This is a genomic window from Pseudanabaena sp. SR411 (assembly GCF_002251945.1).
GTDB lineage: Bacteria > Cyanobacteriota > Cyanobacteriia > Pseudanabaenales > Pseudanabaenaceae > Pseudanabaena.
On the sequence record NZ_NDHW01000075.1, the window covers coordinates 25,861 to 42,937 of the forward strand.

Below are 17,077 nucleotides of genomic sequence, written 5' to 3' on the forward strand. Positions count from 1 at the left end.
GAGAAGCAATTGTAAAGATTTGCAAAGTCAACTATTTATCCAAAATTTATTAGATTTGGCAGTGCTTAGCCTTGTCAAGCCTAATCTCATCAAAATTTAAACAAGACGAGTCATATCGACCATGCGTATCATTTTAATGACAGGAAAAGGCGGAGTTGGCAAAACTTCTGTCGCCGCAGCCACAGGTTTACGCTGTGCTGAATTGGGTTATAAAACTTTAGTCTTGAGTACCGATCCTGCTCACTCTCTTGCCGATAGCTTTATGGTCGAGTTGGGGCATGATCCTAAAGAAGTCCGACCCAATCTCTGGGGAGCGGAGTTAGATGCATTAAGGGAGCTAGAAGGAAACTGGGGTGCGGTCAAGCGTTATATTAGTGAAGTTCTCCAAGCAAGGGGTTTGGAGGGTGTTCAGGCTGAAGAATTAGCCATCTTACCAGGAATGGATGAGATTTTTGGTTTAGTGCGTGTGAAGCGTCACTATGATGAAAAGGAATATGACGTATTAGTAATTGACTCTGCACCTACGGGTACAGCCCTCCGCCTGCTTTCTTTACCAGAAGTAGCAGGTTGGTATATGCGGAAGTTTTATAAACCATTACAGGGGATGGCTCAGGTTCTGAGTCCTGTATTTGAGCCTATTTTTAAGCGGGTAACTGGCTTCTCATTGCCCAACAAAGAAGTGATGGATGCTCCCTATGAGTTCTATGAAGAATTAGAAGCTTTAGAAAAAATTCTCACGGACAATACCACCACAACTGTCCGACTGGTAACTAATCCTGAAAAGATGGTGATCAATGAGTCCTTGAGAGCGCATTCCTATCTCAGTCTCTACAATGTTGCCACAGATATGGTGATTGCCAATCGGATTATTCCTGAAGAAGTGCAAGATCCATTCTTTAAGGCGTGGAAAGACAATCAGAAGCAATATTGCGAGCAAATTCATCGTGATTTCCATCCTCTGCCGATCAAGCAGATTCCACTTTATGCTGAAGAGATGTGTGGGATTGCTGCCCTAGAGCGCTTAAAAGAGACTTTATATGGTGATGAAGATCCTTCGCAGGTCTATTACAAAGAAAATACAATGCGGGTGGTGGAAGAAAACAAGCAGTATCGTTTAGAGTTGTATTTGCCAGGTGTCCCCAAAGAAAAGATCGAGTTAACGAAGACTGGTGATGAGCTAAACATCCGCATTGGCAATCATCGCCGCAATTTAGTATTGCCGCAAGCTCTATCGGTTCTCCAAACCGCTGGTGCAAAGATGGAAGATGATTATCTAAAGATCCGCTTTTCTACTCCTGTATAGACAATTTAGGCGATCGCCTACTCTCTTCCCACTGAAAGAATAGGTGTTGTAAAGTAAAAAGTTAGTGGTGTGCAGCTTTGCCGCACACCACTAACTTTTTCGGGGATAAGGGAGCAACATTTTTGCTAAATCTTTCCCAATTTTTGCTCGATTATTTTGATTAATTCTGCTTCTTCAGGCGTTACAATCCCATCTAGCATGACAAATTTCTGACACTGGACAAACAGAGATAAGGCAAACTCTGGTTTGATGTCGTTGATCAAAATTTCCAGAGGAAGTGGTGAATCTATGTAACTGGCGATCGCATTGATCGACTCAGATTTGAGGTTAGCAGCTCTCAAATCATTTACAATCTCTTCCTTGGTTTTGCCTTGATTTCCAGCCAAGATTACATGGACAAGAATCTGATCGATGATTTCTTCCTGTGGAATGGCACTTTTTAAGATCTCCTCACTATCTTTCTGAATTGCTTCTAGCTGCTCCTCAAAGTTGACAGGATTGAGCTTGGCTTCATAAAACGCGCAACTCGCCTGACCCAATGTATAAAGCATCACTGCATTAGAGCTTACGGCAATCACTGAGCCTGCGATGGGAATATTTCTAAGCATTCCTAACCCTGCTTTGATTGCCATTTTGCCACCAAAAGCCAAGCCAAATACTGCGGCAACTTCACCTTTTCTGGTCGAATCCTGAAGATCCATTCCATAGGCACTAGCAATTTGATAGACCATTTCGGCTTGAAGTGTAGTTGTGGCAATGAGATCGCCTGCAAAAAATATAGCCGCCGCCCCAGGGACTATCGATGTCGCAAATCCAGTTGCTCCAGAAATTAATGCTTTTTGTTTGATAATCTTTTGGGCGATTTGATTGGCTGAATTGTTGGGATACTTTTGTTGGAGTCGCTTTACCTCAGCTTCCGCCTTGCTAACATCAATTTGATCTAGTATTTGCAGTAACCAATCAGCCTTGAAGGTTTGAGCAACTTTTTTAACCACAAAACTACTCCCGATCGCATTGATCGCCTGTCCTGTGGTACTGGTTGCTGTCGAGATTCCGCCAACTACTGCTCCACCAACGTTTTTAGACAATGCGCCAACCGCCCCACCAACTGCTCCTGCGGCATTGCCAATGGAATCTCCTGCCACAACAATGGAACCACTAACTGCATTACCTACCGATCCTGCGACTCCAGAAACTGCTCCAAATACTTTCCCCCATCTTCCTTGCTTCTGATTGGCTATAGGGGTAGTAATTGCAGAATCTATGTTCGGAATTTCTTCTATAGGGTCAGGGTCGTCAATAGGCTCAGTTGTCATCTTGATTTTCTTATTGTATTTTCGCTAGAATTTTTTTAGCTATTTATCTTTAATGATAACGCGATCGCCTAAACAAGTGTCAGTAATTTAGCGCTTCATACTCTAGTCCCTTAAACTAGTGCAAACTCCGTAAACTTTCGCACGTTAGGGGATTGGTAGGCTAATACAATATTTTGTTTCGGGATGCCTTTGTCTACTAGTAAGTTAGCGATACCGACTTCTGTTCCATCGCTTTGAATCCAGATTTTATCGTCTTTAAGATCGATATGAATTAGAGAACCATAAATGCGGCGTTTTTGACTCCAGCCAGTGCAGACCAGTTGATAGCGATCGCGCTGATGATCAAAAATCAATTCCATCTCTACGTCACCATAGGCAGGTTGGTGCGTACTATATTCTGTGAGGATCTGCTGGACTATATCTCGATAGGTTTCTAGGGATACCATTGCACAATAACCTCCTCTGATACATCAAAAATAATCAGCTTTAGTTGATATTCAGCTATAGCTAGTTTAGCAAATTCACGCCGAAAGAATGTATTCCAAGCTGTGTCTGGGATTGCTAAGTATAAGAGGAGATCGCTATCTTCTAATTTTAAGGCTAGACGGTAATTGAGACATTGACCTAGAACTGTGTGAAATTCAGAAATAGCCGATGGATTTAAAAAAGTTTTAACTTCCACTGCGATTTTATTTTTGTCTTTTTCTGCGGCGAATAGTTGTTCTGCACCAATATCAATATAAATTTCAACTTCAGCAATATTCAAATAAAGCGGATCATGGGTAATTGTCCATCCGTCTTTGATTAGGGCTGTTTTTACAGATTGATGGAATAGGTCTTTTGCCATAGTTTTAGTTGATTAAGCATCATAAATCTCTGTGTAAAGTTCAGATCTCCGACTTTTTCTTCTCTGGTAAAAACATCTGTGAATTCACACAGAAAGTCGGAGATCTTGGCTCTTTGCAAGCGTCCATCCGTCTTTAATATTAGGGCAATTTTTACCGATTGAGCGACTTTGGCTACACCTGAACCAATGGTTACGGTTTGCATTGCCCAAAAACATGGATGAGTTGTTGCGGCTTTTAGGCAAGAATTGTCTCTCCAAGATGGCTAAATCTGTCACTGCTTCTATTGTCAGTTGGGCTTCAATTATATGAGAAAGAAGAATTCGACAGATAATCTACCACCTAGACTCATCTTTGAACTACAAGACAGACCCGCTTCTACACATTCCCATACAGCAGGCAAGCTGGCATGAGGAAATGTTCTATTGTCTTTTATAGTAGAGTCATACATCGCCCAATAATTAGTATCAGGATTATGCCAGCCAGTTTTTCTGGCAAATTGCTTCCATGTCTCATAACCGTAATGATCAATTTTGCCTTGGCAACAGTCCAAATAAAGTTCTCTCTGGACACTAAAGCCAAACTTGCCATTACTGTGATTAACCCATAGTAGATCAATGGTTCGTAAATCTTGACGAGGAAAATCATTATGATCAATATCCCAACAGTTTAAGTACCCACGAGAATTACAGTTTGCTAATTTGAGTATTATTTCTCTGGTTAGCTCATCCGCCTTACGCCATTTTTGCTCTGTCAGTAGTATATCTAGTTTTCGATATGCCGCTTCCATACCTCTCTGCGATTGAAACCCAACTAAACGTTGCCGTTCCAATTCGATGCGTACTTTTTCTTTTCGTGACCTCCGCAACTCCTCTTGACGTTGTCGTTCTACTTCTTCCTGTTGCCAGCGCAGTGCTTCATTAAAAGCATCAATGCGTTCCTTTTGAATTTTCTCCAAAATCTCGAAATAGGGCTGAATATACTTTTCTCGCACCGCTTCAGGCAAACCCACATTGACGCGATCTAGTTTGGGAATATAGAAAGGATTATCACCATCAACGATCGCATAGAGATCCATCAAAAATGTAGCGATCAACTTCTGCAAAGCCGTCAACCAATCGCCAATCATTTCATAAATATTATCCAAATCATGATCGCTCACTTCGCCCACAGAATCTAGCAAAGGCTGCAAAAATTCCTCGCGCCAAGAAAATTCCAAATCAAAATGTCCATGAAAAATCTCCGCAATCTGACTACCCCACAGCTTGTAATGGAAATGGACATTACTGCGGGTCAGCTTACTAAAACTCATCACACAAGGCGTGTCAGGAAGGATAGTTTTTAATTGTTCAGCATTGACATCAAAGACATCTCGATCTTTAAAAAAGCGGCTATAAAAACGCACATCTCGCCTAAAAGTTGAATTGGCAAAGGTTAGCATTTTGCTTTCTACTTCCGCAGCAAGTTCTGTCTGAAAGTATTTTGGCGAACCCTCGGTGATTTGAATTTTGGAACAGATAAACAAGGGAAAATCAGATTTTTGAGCAAAAATGTCTGTTAATTCTCGGCGACTAAAAATGGTTGGTAGTTCTTTCTCATCCCATTTAGCTTGGATTTGCACAGCTTGCAATTCACCACGATTTTGGAACTCATTTTTTTGTAATTCCCGTTGCAGATTGCAAGTGATTTCACAGAGTTTTTCTTTGAGTTCCCGTTCCTTTTGTGCTAACTGTGCTTTCTGAGCTAGAGCGATCGCATTCAACACCAGCCCCGCCTTTTGCAGCTTATTCTGCTCTGCTTGCACTGCCACCAAACTATTTTGAGCATCAGCAAATGCTTTCATGGCGATGCTATTGCTACTGAGGGCGGTGGCGATCGCGCTGTCATGATTCGATCCCCCACTGTGCGGCGCAATGCCAAATACTTTTTTACCAAAGGATAACCCAAGGGATTCTGCGACCCCACCAAGGACTTTGCCGCCGAACTCCCATACCTTTTCTTTAACCTTATGCCAATTAACCATGACCTTCAGCCTACCAAGAGGAGATTTTAATATATACTGTCATTGACATATTATTTTGTCAATATGATCTTGCATGATTAACTTACAGATTAGCTTAGATAAACAATGGACACTCGAAGAATTGGTGATCGCCGCTAATGAAATGCTGCCCCAAGTTTTGCCTGCGCTGAAACCCAATGCCAAATTAAATGCTAAACTATCGGAAGAAATCACACCCCGATTAATTCGTTATTACACCAACCAAGGCGTACTAGATGCCCCGATTCGTGAAGGGAAATATGCCTTTTATAACCAACGACATTTATTACAACTTTTAGTTTGTCGGCGACTCTTGACTGAAGGATTTACCGTAGCCGTAATTCAGGCGATCGCTAAACATAAAACTAATGCCGACTTAGAAGCAATGCTCACAGGCGGTATTGAATTTAATCTCAGTGCTGCACAGCCTGATACTCGGTCAAAAAACTTAGAAAATGACAACCCCAAAATATTTTCTAGTCAAGTTTCTAGTCAATGGCTGCGTATCCAAATTCGTGAAGGCGTGGAAATTCATTGGCGATCGGATATCACCTTGCCACAAACAAGTTTGGAATATCAGCACTTTCTTCAAGAAGTAGAAAATGCTCTCAAGCAATGTGATTTGTAGATTTGGATAATGATATCAAGCAAAAATTTAGGCATAGAAAAGGTGATAGACCTATCTCAGTCATTTAACTTTTCAAATCTCCCAAGGGTTGACTAAAGTAAGCTGACAGTCGCAAAAATCTGCAATATTACGAGTTGCTAATATGGCTTTTTTAGAAAGAGCGATCGCCGCAATTTGAGCATCAGCTTGAGCGATCGGCTTACCAATTTGTCTCCTAAATGAGGCTAACTTTGCATATTCCAGAGCCGCCGCACTATCAAAAGATAAAATTCTTTCTTGAAAATCTTGTTCAAACATTTGCTGCACAGCCCTTTCCATATCACTACGGCGTTTTCCCATAGGTAATAGAGCCAGCCCGTAATACATCTCTGCCTGTGTAATTGTCGTGACAAAGATTTCTGATGAAACTTGCTGCCCGATCCAATCCATAACCGCAGGATTGGGAACTGCTCTCATAAACTCTGAAAGCACATTTGTATCGAGAATAATCATAAATCCTCGAATAAGTTGCGATCGCGAATCGGTTCTCTCTCAACTTGGGGAAAGTCAAATCCACCTAAATCTGCAAAGCGCTGATGGATAGATTCACCAAGACTCTTGGGTACATCTTCTTGAGCAAGCACATTTTTGAGAATAACGCGCACTTCTTCTTCCATAGAACGACCTAACCGCGCAGCTCTAACCCGCAGTTTTGCCTTGAGTGCATCATCTAAATTCCGAATCGTAATATTAGCCATCTTTGCAATCAATTATTGATATCAATGATAGCACTAGATCCATCACCATTAAACCTAGAGATCGCTATATAAGCTATAAAATATTGCAGCAAGTAGATAATTAATTTCCTATGGCAATCAAACGGCGGCAGTTATTGATATTAGGTGGATTGGCAATTGGTGGTGGGATTGGCGGTGCTGCATTTTCAGGAATCTTGAGCCGTCAACCTGAAGCGATCGCCCCCACAAATCCGCAAGCCCCGATAGCCAATAATCCGAAACCAGTCAAATCTATATCAACTGTCAAGAGATCGCCTAATCCTGCGCCCAAAGGTTTATATGCACCTGCGCGAGGTGATATGCGAATTGTGGTGATTAGTGATCTCAATAGTGCCTATGGTTCCACGGATTATATTGATCAGGTTAAACAAGCGATCGCCTTTCTGCCAGCTTGGGAGCCTGACTTAGTTTTATGTGGTGGTGACATGGTGGCTGGACAAAGCAATGATCTGAACGACGGTGAAATTGCGGCGATGTGGCAAGGCTTTGAGAAGTATATTGGTGCGCCTATTCGCAAGGCGAAACTGCCCTTTGGTTTTACGATTGGTAATCATGATGGATCTGGTTCTGTTTACAATGGCAAGTTCTCCTTTGAAGGCGATCGCAATGCTGCCAAGAAATATTGGAATGATCCCAAACATGATCCGAATTTGAACTTTGTTGATCGTGCAGAATTCCCCTTCTATTACACTTTCCAACAGGATGATATTTTTTGTTTAGTGTGGGATGCCTCCACAGCCACGATTCCCCCAGAACAATTGGAATGGGTCGAAAAAAGTCTTGCCAGTGAAGTTGCTCAAAAAGCGAAACTACGGATCGCGATCGGGCATTTGCCTCTTTATGCGGTCGCTAGAGGTAGAGAAACAGGTGGAAATTATTTAAATGAAGCCGATCGCCTGAGAGCCTTATTAGAAAAATATAATGTGCATACTTACATCAGTGGACATCATCACGCTTATTATCCTGCTCATAAAGGCAAATTGGAACTGCTGCACGCGGGAGTTTTGGGCGATGGACCTCGACGATTATTAAGTGGCGATCTTGCCCCAAATCGCACTGTGACTGTAATCGATATTAAGTTAGAAACTTCAGAAACTATTTACACAACTTACGATATGGATACGCTAAAAGTTGTCGATCAAAGTACGTTGCCGCGCTATATTGACGCTCCCAATGGGCGGATTACCCGCCGCGATATCAAGATCTCATAGTGTTGCGCGGCTTTGCCGCGTAACACTATGAGATAACTCAAGAAGATTTAAGTGTAAAGTGCTGTAATCGGGAACATACAATATTGTCGTTGCTGAAAATGAAACCGTGATGAATCCTGTTTAATTCAGGTGATATCTTCAAAACAGAAGAAATAAAAATATCATGAAATAAAGGTTCGTAAGGATAAGCATATGCGTCACTTAACTACATTCGTTCTCAGTCTTGCTTTTTGTATTCCCTCGGTAGCGGCGATTGCTCCTTCTGCAAAAGCGCAAGAAACTTCGGCGAAATATTCTGAAGTCAAAAATGAGCGGGTTCTCACGGTTACAGGACGTGGTGAACGCTCCGTCAAAACCACTAAGGCTCGTATTCAGCTAGGAGTAAATGTGGAAGGAAAAACCGCGATCGCTGTTCAAGAAGAAGTTGCTCGTCAAGCTAATAGCATCGTTTCTCGCTTACAACAGTTAAATGTTGAGAAGTTGCAAACTACCAGTGTTCAACTCAGTCCCAAGTATGTCTATGAAAATAATCGCCAACGCCAAGATGGTTTCACTGGACAAACTAGTGTAAGTTTCTTGGTGTCTCTCGATCAAGCGGGTGCAGTCCTTGATGCTGCGGTTAATTCGGGGGCAAATCAAGTTGAGCAGATTAGCTTTATTGCTAGTGATGCCGAATTAAATGCTGCCAAGCAACTCGCACTTCAAGACGCGATTAAAGATGCTCAAACTCAATCAAATACTGTATTAAGTGCCTTAGGTTTTACCCCAAAAACCATTAAGACGATTAACATTAGTGACTCGGCGATCGCCTATCCAGTTGCACAGCCACGGGCTTCATTTGCCAAAGATGCGGCTAGCTCCATCCCGATTTTAGGTGGTGAGCAGAAAGTCGAAGCTTCAGTCACTTTACAAATTACTTATTAAATTGTTGTACCGCCCGCTATGCGGGCGGCACAATATAAACCGTAGCGCTGCTTTGCCGCGCTACGGTTTATTATTAAGATCCCCTTAACCAATTTCATGCTTGACTATATCCGTGATGGCAACGCCATTTATCAAAAATCCTTTGCCACTATTCGTGCCGAGGCAAATTTATCAATCTTGCCACCAGACTTAGAAGTAGTCGCAGTGCGCTTAATTCATGCCTGCGGGATGACGGATATTGTCAGCGATCTTGCTTATTCTGAAGATGTTGTGAAAATTGGTAGAGCAGCCTTAAAAAATGGCGCAAAGATCCTCTGTGACGCACAAATGGTTGCTAATGGAGTTACCCGCAAGCGTCTGCCAGTCAATAATTCTGTAATTTGCACTTTGAATGAGCCTGAAGTGCTTGAACTCGCTAAGCAAATTGGCAATACGCGATCAGCCGCCGCTATCGAACTATGGCGATCGCATATTGAGGGATCGATCATTGCGATCGGCAATGCGCCCACAGCCTTATTTCGTTTATTGGAGCTACTTGATCAAGGTTTGCCCAAACCAGCCGTTATACTAGGATTCCCTGTTGGTTTTGTCGGTGCGATCGAATCAAAGGCGGCTTTGGCGGAAAATAGCCGTGGTGTTCCCTTTTTGACTATTCATGGTCGGCGTGGGGGGAGCGCAATGGCAGCCGCAGCCTTGAATGCATTAGCGATGGAGAATGAGCTATGAACACAGTTGAAGAAGTAATTAACAAAAAAGGAAGTCTTTATGGTTTAGGAATTGGCCCTGGTGATCCAGAGTTATTAACCATTAAAGCCCATCGTATTTTGACTTCCGTTCCTGTGATTGCCTATCCCACGATGGAAAGCGGCAAAGTCTTAGCAAGGGCGATCGTCGCTGACTTTATTCGTCCTGAGCAAATAGAAGTGCCAATGCCACTTCCCTTTAGTGTGGAACGCTCCTCGCAACCCTATTACGACATTGGGGCAGAAAAAATTGCGGAACATTTAGAAGCAGGTCGTGATGTAGCGGTACTTTGTGAAGGTGATCCCATGCTTTACGGCTCATTTATGTATATATTTAATCGCCTTGCGACTAGATTTCATACAGAAGTAGTTCCAGGTATATCTTCCACGTTTGCCAGTGCGGCGATGTTGGGTGCGCCCCTGACATTCCGTAATGATGTGCTGAGCATTATGCCTGCTACTTTAGAAGCAGATATCCTACGCGATCGCCTAGCCGTTGCCGATGCGGCGATTATTATCAAATTAGGTAGACATTTCGCGAAAGTAAAAGCAGTTTTAGAAGAATTAGGATTATTTTCTCGCGCCTTATATATTGAACGCGCCACGATGCCCAATCAAACGATTAAGGCGATCGCCTCAGTCGTTGCTGATGAAGTTCCCTATTGGGCGATCGTGATGATTCCCAGTCAAACAAATCCCCAATAAAAAAGAAGCCGCGCATTGCACGGCTTCTTTTTATTGCGTTTTATCATATAGAGGAACGCGATGTAACAACTAATTATTGGGAGAAGTTGTTGGGGTAGGAGTTGCAGCCTTTGGAGTGGCAACTGGCGTTGGAGTCGCAGTTACGGTTACGGCTGGAGCTGGTGCTGGAGCTACAGGTTGAGGCTGGACGGTTGCCGCAGGAACATTAATCTGAACTGTGGGTGTCGGTTGAGGTGATGCGGGACTCACCTCTCTGATAGTTGTGTTGTTCCGCTCGATAATTGTGGATTTGTTTTCTTTCACAGTATCAACAGCGCTCGGTATTAAGACTGGTGTTGGCGCAGGACGGTTATTGAGGAAGTAGGCGATCGCACCTCCTCCTATAGCTAAGAAAAGTAAAACAACAACAATCACTGCACTAGAACTGCCATCATTTCTGACTTTAGTTGTGCGTTCTTGCGAAACGCTGTATCCATTCGCAGGAGTATTAGTATTAGAGGTAACTTTTCTAGTGATTTCTTGATCTCTTTCGTCAGACATGAATTTAATTTAACTCTTAATAATTGGTTAGACTAGTTGTTGGGAAATATCGCAATTAATACCAATTCACTTTTGTGTTTTGGTATAACAACTACGCGGACTTAATGAGGCGTAGACCAAATAGAAGTACGACAGCGCCAATCGTGGCAACGATTAGGCTACCAAGTAATCCGCCACCAGTAGACACCCCAAAGGTGCTAAACAGGAATCCACCAAGCAATGCACCGATGACACCAACAATGATGTCTCCTAGCAAGCCAAAGCTACTGCCTTTAACCAGTTGTCCTGCAAGCCAACCAGCCGCTAGACCGATCAAAATAAACCAAATAAAACTCATACAATTACATCCTTTTGTTAGTTAAGTTCGTAAGCTTTCTATTCCAGATTCCTCTATATAGCGAATCTAAATCTAGTGAAATACAGGATTTTCTGCTCACCAGATCACAAGATTTTAGAGTTATGACATTAAGGAACCTTATTTAAAAATGCCATTAACTTTGTCTTTCGCATCTTCCATCAAATTGCGAGTCTTTGACTCAACTTGCTTAGCTTTGCCGACAATCTGATCTTGGCGATCGCCTGTCAAATTACCAAATGCTTCTTGGGTTTTTCCTTCAAGATTTTCGACATTTGCTTTCACTCGTTCTGGCAATTTCACCCCTTCCTTGATATTTTCAGTCACTTTCCGAGAGTCAGCTTCAGCTTGCTTTGCTTTGCCAATAATTTGATTTTCGGCATCACCTGTGACATTGCCAATCGCTTCTTGAGTTTTACCTTCAAGATCCTTGGCAGTGGCTTTAACTCTTTCCATTATAGCGATCGGTGCATATTGGAAATTAGATTGCTGATTGAATGACTGTGCTGCCGAACTATTTTCAATAGCAATCCCCAAAACTAAGGCGAATGAGAAGAATGAAACTAAACTAATAGTCATTAATGCTCGGTAAAATCGTGAAATCATTTTGCTTCTTTAACTGAATCTTTAAAAAATTGATAGTTACAAAATTTTATTAGCTAAAAAATAGCTTGTAACGACTAAATTTATGGCTAAATATTTGATAGTTTAATCAAATAAACTATCAAATATTTTTAAATTTGATTATTTAGATAGTCAAATTTAATCAATAGCATTTTTAGCATCTTTAGCCTTATTTTTTACAGCGTCAGCAACATTTTTAGCTTTATCTTTGACGACATCAGCGACATCTTTAGCTTTATCTTTGACATCTTCTGATGCATTGCGAACATCTGCTTCAACCTGCTTTGCTTGCCCTTCAGCCTGCTTTTCAGGGTCATTAGTGATATTGCCGATAGCCTCTTCAATTTTGCCTTCAACGTTTTTGGCAGCAGCTTTAGCTCTTTCTTGTAAACTCATAAATACGCCCTTAATTTATTTAATAAAATTAGTAGATTCACATAAAATTAAAATTAATTTATGCCTTCTTTTCTAATAATTTCAGTATGCACTATTAGAAAAAATTATTCATCCGCCCAAAGAGATAAGTTTTAGATATATCTAGGTATAAAATTATTATTTATATCTATAAGATTTTGATAGAAATAAAACTACTACTTAAACAAATAGAATTAAATACTTTATAAGTAATCGTTTTACTTAACTAACTTTATTTGTCTTTAGATGTCTACTTTTGCAGAAGCGTGTTTGATTTATTGAATGAAATGTTAGAATTGATTGATTACGATACACAACGTAACAACGAAGATTTTGACAACAAGTACTTGTGCAAAATAAATTCCCAAAACCCGTAAAGTTGCATCCCCGCAGGGGTGCAACTTTACGGGTTTGTAATTAATTACGCCTATCTACTTAGATATAGCGATCGCTAATCGCTATGCCCACACCCATAAACTACAATCTTATACAGATTAAGAATTAAGTATCATGTTTCAACCCCAAGCCGCCATCATCGCTGATAGCGTTAATTTAACAGGCGATCGCCTGACTACTTTTGTTCTCACTTACCATCGCATGATTCACTCAGAATTCATGACCCATCGGATGCTCAGCAAAAATAGCAGCAGTAGTCGCGCCATTCCCGTCGAGAAGATGATCAAACTCGTCGAGAGTCAAGAGGTCTATCCATTACATTGGGGTAAAAATCAAAAGGGAATGTCCGCCCAAACCGAGGTTACGGAAGATGAAATCCAAGCAGCAACAGAGGTATGGAAAGCAGCCAAAAACGATGCTATCCTTCATGCTAAACAACTAGTGCATATTGGTATTCACAAACAAGTAGTCAATCGCCTTTTGGAACCTTTCTCCACAATTACCGTAATTTGTTCAGGAACAGAATATCAAAACTTTTTTGAGCAGCGCTGTCATCCCGATGCACAGCCTGAAATTCAAGCTTTAGCTCATAAAATGAAAGCTGCCTATGATGTTAGTCAACCCCAACAGCTAGCCGCAGGTGAATGGCACTTACCATTAATTAAACAAGAAGATATTGACGAAATTAGCGATATTAACGAATTGGTCAAAGTGGCGGTAGGACGATGTGCGCGGGTTAGTTATCTCAATCATGATGGGGTGCGGAGTCTTGCCGATGATGTGAAACTGCACGATCGCCTATTGACTTCTAAGCCTGCTCATCTATCTCCCTTTGAGCATGTAGCCAGTGCGCTTCCTAATTCTGAGAAGAGAGCAAACTTCACAGGATTTCAAGCCTATCGATTTGATCTAGAACGAAATAAGATTAAATGATTTTTGGGTAATGAAGTGATGCGCCTTGTGTGGCACTTCATTACTATCGCGTTTTACAAATGAGTAATTACTCATTTGTAAAACAAAAAATAATCAGAGTAAGAAGTTTTGATTTTCCCTACGGCAAAATCAAAACGGCTATAGGCGAGATCAGTAACTGCTAATGGAAGATGCGGCTGCCAAATGACTAGAATATTGATGGATCGATTTAATATCAGCAGTCTGCCAGACTTTTCGATCCTGACATTGGTGGGCAACTAATAGACCCCATAATTTTTCGTGAATCAAAACTGGTGCAACTAAATTCGATCGCACTTGTAGCGATCGCAAAAAATCTCGATGACAATCACTAATAGGAGCCTGCTCGATATCATCAATAGCACGTATACGTCCCGCTAAATAAAGCGCTGCATATTCTAGATTGAAGCAATCATCAGCTCCTGTTGAACCAATGATCGAATATTTATGATCACTGATTGATTCAAAGGTTACTTGCCCTTTCCATTGGGTATAGAAATAATACAAAACCACGCGATCAACATCAAGCTGCTCCCTGAGCTTTTGCAGGGTGTCACTAACGACTTGATCTTGTTGTAACTTATTGGTAATCCGACTTAAAACTGAACTCAAATCGCGATTGGCAGGATTCATTGTGGCAATAAAAATGGTTAAATCAGCAAAAGATGGAAAAAGCAACAAATCATTGACTGAACTAGATCCACAATCTCTAGCGCTGTCTCCGCTACAGGTTGTGGGGTTTTATATTTACAACGCAAAGCGCGGTAATTGAGCCTAGCTGCTTACGATCGCTATTTTAATCCATTTACCTAGCCAAGAGTCTCAAATTGCCCAAAGAATATCGCACCACAGGAATAAATCTTAAGGGAATGCCCTTGGGGGAAAACGATCGCCTATTAACGATTCTCACCAAGGAACATGGATTGATCAGAGCCGTCGCCGCAGGAGCAAGAAAACATCGCTCAGCAATGGCGGGGCGATCGGGTTTATTTGTGGTCAATGATTTACAAGTCTCAGTGGGGCGCAATATGGATCGGATTAAAAATGCCGAAGTGTTGCAATCTTTTGTGGGTTTAGGCAAAACTCTAGCTAAGCTCACCGCTGCCCAATATTTATCAGAACTTGCCCTCATGCAAGCATTATCCGCCCAACCACAGGAAGAACTTTTTTTAGTGCTAGTCGAGCATCTAAATCGCATTCAGGAAGCTGAAAATCAAAATGTTTTGGCACATTTGAATCATGGCATTTATCATTTGCTGGCGATCGCTGGATTTGCGCCACAAGTGCATAGTTGCTGCATTAGCCAAAGCCCAGTGGTTGCCAATCGCCACCAGCCAAAATGGAAAGCAGGATTTAGTATTGTTGGCGGCGGTGTCATCAATCTCGAAATAACCGATCTTGCTAATGACGGTAATCCGAACGGCGATCGCCATGAGCTAAGCCTTAGTGACGCTATGTATAACCGCATTAGTCACTACCTCAATGCATCTGAACTTCTTGCTATGCAAGAACTTGCACAGACTGATTTAGCAGATAATATTTTAGAAACGCATACAACAGATTGGCTTGCAGTTGAAAGATTGTTACGAGCCTATGCACAGTATCATTTTGATAGACCAATCCAGTCTTCGGCTCTGATTGATAACTGTTTTTTTAATATATGACCCATTTATTCGATCCACCTACACCTAATCTGCCAGAACCACCCGATCATCATCATGCAGATCTTCACATTAATAATGGCAATGGCGAAATCTTAAATGGCGAAATCCTAGAAACACCAGATTTGCCGATCGATTCTAAATCTGTGCTTCGCAATCCTAATTTTTTATCGCTGTGGAGCGGACAGGTCTTTTCGCAGATTGCCGATAAGATTTTTTTAGTACTCGTGATTGCGATCGTTTCTACACAATTTCAGCAAGAGGGCGAAACGATTAGCGGTTGGGTCTCCGCAGTCATGGTGTCTTTTACCATTCCCGCGATTTTATTTGGATCGATCGCTGGCGTATATGTCGATCGCTGGAATAAAAAAACAGTTTTAGTTAGTTCTAATATCTTTCGTGGAGTTTTAGTTCTCAGTATTCCTCTATTACTCTGGGTGACCAAAAACAGCGTGCTACCTTGGGGCGCACCAACAGGTTTTTGGGGTTTATTGTGCATTACTTTTCTCGTCTCAACCTTTACGCAGTTTTTTACCCCAGCCGAACAGTCGGCAATTACACTCGTAGTTGAGAAACCGAAATTATTAGCCGCCAATTCGCTCTACACAACGACGATTATGGCGGCTTTGATTTTGGGATTTGCACTTGGTGAGCCGCTCTTAGCCCTATCCGATCATCTCTGGCACAATGTCGGTCAAGAAATCCTTGTGGGTGGCAGTTATTTACTCGCAGGGATTATTTTAATTTTATTGAAAACAGGTGAAACCAAAGAAGACTTACACCGTGATAGTTTTCACCTTTGGAATGACATCAAAGAAGGCTTGCAATATCTCAATCATAAGAAGACTTCTTTATCAGCACTGATTCAATTAATTTGCACTTTTTCGATCATTGCCGCCTTGACAGTATTAGCTGTGCGTTTAGCCGAGGTAATGCCTGAAATTAAATCAGAACAGTTTGGTTTTTTGTTAGCCGTTGCGAGTTTAGGCATGGCGATCGGCGCGGCGATCGTTGCCAAATTAGGACATAGTTGCAGTCGGCAAACACTTTCTCTGATCGGTTCTGTGGGGATGTCTGTGTTTTTGTCGATGTTAGCGATTTTTAGCGATCGCTTTGGCTTGGGGCTAATTGCGATCGCGGGTACTGGCATTTTTGCAGGCTTATGTGTCATCCCCATGCAGACAGTGATCCAAGAAGAAACCCCTGAAGATGTACGCGGTAAAGTTTTTGGCTTACAAAATAATGCGGTGAATATTGCCCTCAGCTTGCCTTTATCAGTAGCAGGAATCGCTGAGTCCTATTTTGGCTTGCAGAAGGTGATTTTTACGCTGAGTGCGATCGCAATTATGACAGGCATTTTAACTTGGTACATTGCACGTCAATTAGTTGAGTCATAAGGGACTCACACAAAATAATTGATCCAAAAAAAATGTTATGGCGGGCTTTGCCCGCCATAACATTTTTGGGTTTTATAACGAAAACAAGGGACTTAATTAAGTCCCTTGTTTTTCTAGCCTACATTCCGCTCGTAATGGAAGGGTAAAATAATTACCGAAAATCAAAATCATCGAAAATCAAAAAAGAGGAGGTAAATATTAATACAGAGATGAAAGTATCGAATCTAGACCATCTAGGGATCGTGGC

At 41.7% G+C, this 17,077-nt stretch carries 21 protein-coding genes; 9 read left to right on the plus strand and 12 right to left on the minus strand.

The window, feature by feature from the left end; translation table 11 throughout:
• Positions 1 to 121 precede the first annotated feature (121 nt).
• Positions 122 to 1,303, plus strand: coding sequence for a TRC40/GET3/ArsA family transport-energizing ATPase (locus tag B9G53_RS06565; protein ID WP_094530398.1), 1,182 nt, complete (start codon positions 122 to 124; stop codon positions 1,301 to 1,303).
• A gap of 125 nt (positions 1,304 to 1,428) precedes the next feature.
• Here the strand turns inward: B9G53_RS06565 and B9G53_RS06570 are convergent, their stop codons facing one another.
• From B9G53_RS06570 to B9G53_RS06590, 5 genes are all read right to left on the minus strand, one after another.
• Positions 1,429 to 2,619: an EcsC family protein gene (locus tag B9G53_RS06570; protein ID WP_094530400.1), complete on the minus strand. Its 1,191-nt coding sequence runs from the start codon at positions 2,617 to 2,619 to the stop codon at positions 1,429 to 1,431.
• Between the two features lie 110 nt (positions 2,620 to 2,729).
• Positions 2,730 to 3,065 (minus strand): XisI protein, encoded by a 336-nt coding sequence (locus B9G53_RS06575; protein ID WP_094530403.1) that lies wholly within the window; start codon positions 3,063 to 3,065, stop codon positions 2,730 to 2,732.
• Positions 3,053 to 3,466 (minus strand): XisH family protein, encoded by a 414-nt coding sequence (locus tag B9G53_RS06580; RefSeq protein ID WP_094530405.1) that lies wholly within the window; start codon positions 3,464 to 3,466, stop codon positions 3,053 to 3,055. The genes B9G53_RS06575 and B9G53_RS06580 overlap by 13 nt, the downstream gene beginning before the upstream one ends.
• Entirely contained in the window at positions 3,436 to 3,669 is a 234-nt protein-coding gene (locus B9G53_RS06585) for a hypothetical protein (protein WP_094530407.1), read from the minus strand. The genes B9G53_RS06580 and B9G53_RS06585 overlap by 31 nt, the downstream gene beginning before the upstream one ends.
• A gap of 99 nt (positions 3,670 to 3,768) precedes the next feature.
• Positions 3,769 to 5,487, minus strand: coding sequence for a GUN4 domain-containing protein (locus B9G53_RS06590; RefSeq protein ID WP_094530409.1), 1,719 nt, complete (start codon positions 5,485 to 5,487; stop codon positions 3,769 to 3,771).
• Between the two features lie 73 nt (positions 5,488 to 5,560).
• On the opposite strand from B9G53_RS06590, the gene B9G53_RS06595 reads away from it, so the two are divergent.
• The gene (locus tag B9G53_RS06595) at positions 5,561 to 6,133 is read left to right on the plus strand and encodes a helix-turn-helix domain-containing protein (protein ID WP_094530411.1); all 573 of its coding nucleotides are present in this window, start codon (positions 5,561 to 5,563) and stop codon (positions 6,131 to 6,133) included.
• Between the two features lie 72 nt (positions 6,134 to 6,205).
• On the opposite strand, the gene B9G53_RS06600 is transcribed toward B9G53_RS06595, so the two are convergent.
• Together B9G53_RS06600 and B9G53_RS06605 are read right to left on the minus strand one after the other, a co-directional pair.
• Positions 6,206 to 6,625: a type II toxin-antitoxin system VapC family toxin gene (locus B9G53_RS06600; protein WP_094530413.1), complete on the minus strand. Its 420-nt coding sequence runs from the start codon at positions 6,623 to 6,625 to the stop codon at positions 6,206 to 6,208.
• Positions 6,622 to 6,870 carry a plasmid stabilization protein gene (locus B9G53_RS06605; RefSeq protein ID WP_094530415.1) on the minus strand — a complete coding sequence of 83 codons (249 nt, stop codon included), beginning with the start codon at positions 6,868 to 6,870 and terminating at the stop codon, positions 6,622 to 6,624. The genes B9G53_RS06600 and B9G53_RS06605 overlap by 4 nt, the downstream gene beginning before the upstream one ends.
• 110 nt (positions 6,871 to 6,980) lie before the next feature.
• Between B9G53_RS06605 and B9G53_RS06610 the strand changes: the two genes are divergently transcribed.
• The 4 genes from B9G53_RS06610 (at position 6,981) to cobI (ending at position 10,492) form a co-directional block, all read left to right on the plus strand.
• A complete protein-coding gene (locus tag B9G53_RS06610) occupies positions 6,981 to 8,120 on the plus strand; it encodes a metallophosphoesterase (RefSeq protein WP_094530417.1) in 1,140 nt (379 codons plus the stop codon).
• A 192-nt stretch (positions 8,121 to 8,312) separates the two neighbouring features.
• Positions 8,313 to 9,044, plus strand: coding sequence for an SIMPL domain-containing protein (locus tag B9G53_RS06615; protein WP_094530419.1), 732 nt, complete (start codon positions 8,313 to 8,315; stop codon positions 9,042 to 9,044).
• 96 nt (positions 9,045 to 9,140) lie between these two features.
• Positions 9,141 to 9,770 carry a precorrin-8X methylmutase gene (locus B9G53_RS06620; protein ID WP_094530421.1) on the plus strand — a complete coding sequence of 210 codons (630 nt, stop codon included), beginning with the start codon at positions 9,141 to 9,143 and terminating at the stop codon, positions 9,768 to 9,770.
• A 17-nt stretch (positions 9,771 to 9,787) separates the two neighbouring features.
• On the plus strand, positions 9,788 to 10,492 hold the full coding sequence (gene cobI, locus B9G53_RS06625; protein ID WP_176453126.1) for a precorrin-2 C(20)-methyltransferase: 705 nt from the start codon (positions 9,788 to 9,790) through the stop codon (positions 10,490 to 10,492).
• Positions 10,493 to 10,561: 69 nt separating this feature from the next.
• Here the strand turns inward: cobI and B9G53_RS06630 are convergent, their stop codons facing one another.
• The 4 genes from B9G53_RS06630 to B9G53_RS06645 form a co-directional block, all read right to left on the minus strand.
• On the minus strand, positions 10,562 to 11,032 hold the full coding sequence (locus B9G53_RS06630) for a hypothetical protein (protein ID WP_094530425.1): 471 nt from the start codon (positions 11,030 to 11,032) through the stop codon (positions 10,562 to 10,564).
• A 91-nt stretch (positions 11,033 to 11,123) separates the two neighbouring features.
• Complete coding sequence (locus B9G53_RS06635; protein WP_094530427.1) at positions 11,124 to 11,369, minus strand: GlsB/YeaQ/YmgE family stress response membrane protein; 246 nt, start codon at positions 11,367 to 11,369, stop codon at positions 11,124 to 11,126.
• Positions 11,370 to 11,507: 138 nt separating this feature from the next.
• The gene (locus tag B9G53_RS28410; protein ID WP_176453125.1) at positions 11,508 to 11,993 is read right to left on the minus strand and encodes a CsbD family protein; all 486 of its coding nucleotides are present in this window, start codon (positions 11,991 to 11,993) and stop codon (positions 11,508 to 11,510) included.
• A 156-nt stretch (positions 11,994 to 12,149) separates the two neighbouring features.
• Positions 12,150 to 12,407, minus strand: a complete 258-nt coding sequence (locus B9G53_RS06645) for a CsbD family protein (RefSeq protein WP_094530429.1) — start codon at positions 12,405 to 12,407, stop codon at positions 12,150 to 12,152.
• 528 nt (positions 12,408 to 12,935) lie between these two features.
• Between B9G53_RS06645 and B9G53_RS06650 the strand changes: the two genes are divergently transcribed.
• On the plus strand, positions 12,936 to 13,754 hold the full coding sequence (locus tag B9G53_RS06650; RefSeq protein WP_094530431.1) for an FAD-dependent thymidylate synthase: 819 nt from the start codon (positions 12,936 to 12,938) through the stop codon (positions 13,752 to 13,754).
• Between the two features lie 150 nt (positions 13,755 to 13,904).
• On the opposite strand, the gene B9G53_RS06655 is transcribed toward B9G53_RS06650, so the two are convergent.
• The gene (locus B9G53_RS06655; RefSeq protein WP_094530446.1) at positions 13,905 to 14,405 is read right to left on the minus strand and encodes a GAF domain-containing protein; all 501 of its coding nucleotides are present in this window, start codon (positions 14,403 to 14,405) and stop codon (positions 13,905 to 13,907) included.
• Between the two features lie 194 nt (positions 14,406 to 14,599).
• Here B9G53_RS06655 and recO point away from each other — a divergent pair, with 194 nt between their 5' ends.
• On the plus strand, positions 14,600 to 15,436 hold the full coding sequence (recO, locus tag B9G53_RS06660) for a DNA repair protein RecO (protein ID WP_094530433.1): 837 nt from the start codon (positions 14,600 to 14,602) through the stop codon (positions 15,434 to 15,436).
• Entirely contained in the window at positions 15,433 to 16,830 is a 1,398-nt protein-coding gene (locus B9G53_RS06665) for an MFS transporter (protein ID WP_094530435.1), read from the plus strand. The genes recO and B9G53_RS06665 overlap by 4 nt, the downstream gene beginning before the upstream one ends.
• Positions 16,831 to 17,077 lie beyond the last annotated feature (247 nt).

Bases quoted from the DNA above. Each gene is read 5' to 3' on its own strand.
- B9G53_RS06630 (WP_094530425.1), bottom strand. From the start codon at position 11,032: ATGTCTGACGAAAGAGATCAAGAAATCACTAGAAAAGTTACCTCTAAT.
- B9G53_RS06605 (WP_094530415.1), bottom strand. From the start codon at position 6,870: ATGGCTAATATTACGATTCGGAATTTAGATGATGCACTCAAGGCAAAA.
- B9G53_RS06615 (WP_094530419.1), top strand. From the start codon at position 8,313: ATGCGTCACTTAACTACATTCGTTCTCAGTCTTGCTTTTTGTATTCCC.
- B9G53_RS06600 (WP_094530413.1), bottom strand. From the start codon at position 6,625: ATGATTATTCTCGATACAAATGTGCTTTCAGAGTTTATGAGAGCAGTT.
- B9G53_RS06650 (WP_094530431.1), top strand. From the start codon at position 12,936: ATGTTTCAACCCCAAGCCGCCATCATCGCTGATAGCGTTAATTTAACA.
- B9G53_RS06635 (WP_094530427.1), bottom strand. From the start codon at position 11,369: ATGAGTTTTATTTGGTTTATTTTGATCGGTCTAGCGGCTGGTTGGCTT.
- B9G53_RS06655 (WP_094530446.1), bottom strand. From the start codon at position 14,405: ATGAATCCTGCCAATCGCGATTTGAGTTCAGTTTTAAGTCGGATTACC.
- B9G53_RS06565 (WP_094530398.1), top strand. From the start codon at position 122: ATGCGTATCATTTTAATGACAGGAAAAGGCGGAGTTGGCAAAACTTCT.
- B9G53_RS06590 (WP_094530409.1), bottom strand. From the start codon at position 5,487: ATGGTTAATTGGCATAAGGTTAAAGAAAAGGTATGGGAGTTCGGCGGC.
- B9G53_RS06645 (WP_094530429.1), bottom strand. From the start codon at position 12,407: ATGAGTTTACAAGAAAGAGCTAAAGCTGCTGCCAAAAACGTTGAAGGC.
- B9G53_RS06585 (WP_094530407.1), bottom strand. From the start codon at position 3,669: ATGCAAACCGTAACCATTGGTTCAGGTGTAGCCAAAGTCGCTCAATCG.
- B9G53_RS28410 (WP_176453125.1), bottom strand. From the start codon at position 11,993: ATGATTTCACGATTTTACCGAGCATTAATGACTATTAGTTTAGTTTCA.
- B9G53_RS06595 (WP_094530411.1), top strand. From the start codon at position 5,561: ATGATTAACTTACAGATTAGCTTAGATAAACAATGGACACTCGAAGAA.
- B9G53_RS06570 (WP_094530400.1), bottom strand. From the start codon at position 2,619: ATGACAACTGAGCCTATTGACGACCCTGACCCTATAGAAGAAATTCCG.
- B9G53_RS06665 (WP_094530435.1), top strand. From the start codon at position 15,433: ATGACCCATTTATTCGATCCACCTACACCTAATCTGCCAGAACCACCC.
- B9G53_RS06575 (WP_094530403.1), bottom strand. From the start codon at position 3,065: ATGGTATCCCTAGAAACCTATCGAGATATAGTCCAGCAGATCCTCACA.
- B9G53_RS06580 (WP_094530405.1), bottom strand. From the start codon at position 3,466: ATGGCAAAAGACCTATTCCATCAATCTGTAAAAACAGCCCTAATCAAA.
- B9G53_RS06620 (WP_094530421.1), top strand. From the start codon at position 9,141: ATGCTTGACTATATCCGTGATGGCAACGCCATTTATCAAAAATCCTTT.
- B9G53_RS06610 (WP_094530417.1), top strand. From the start codon at position 6,981: ATGGCAATCAAACGGCGGCAGTTATTGATATTAGGTGGATTGGCAATT.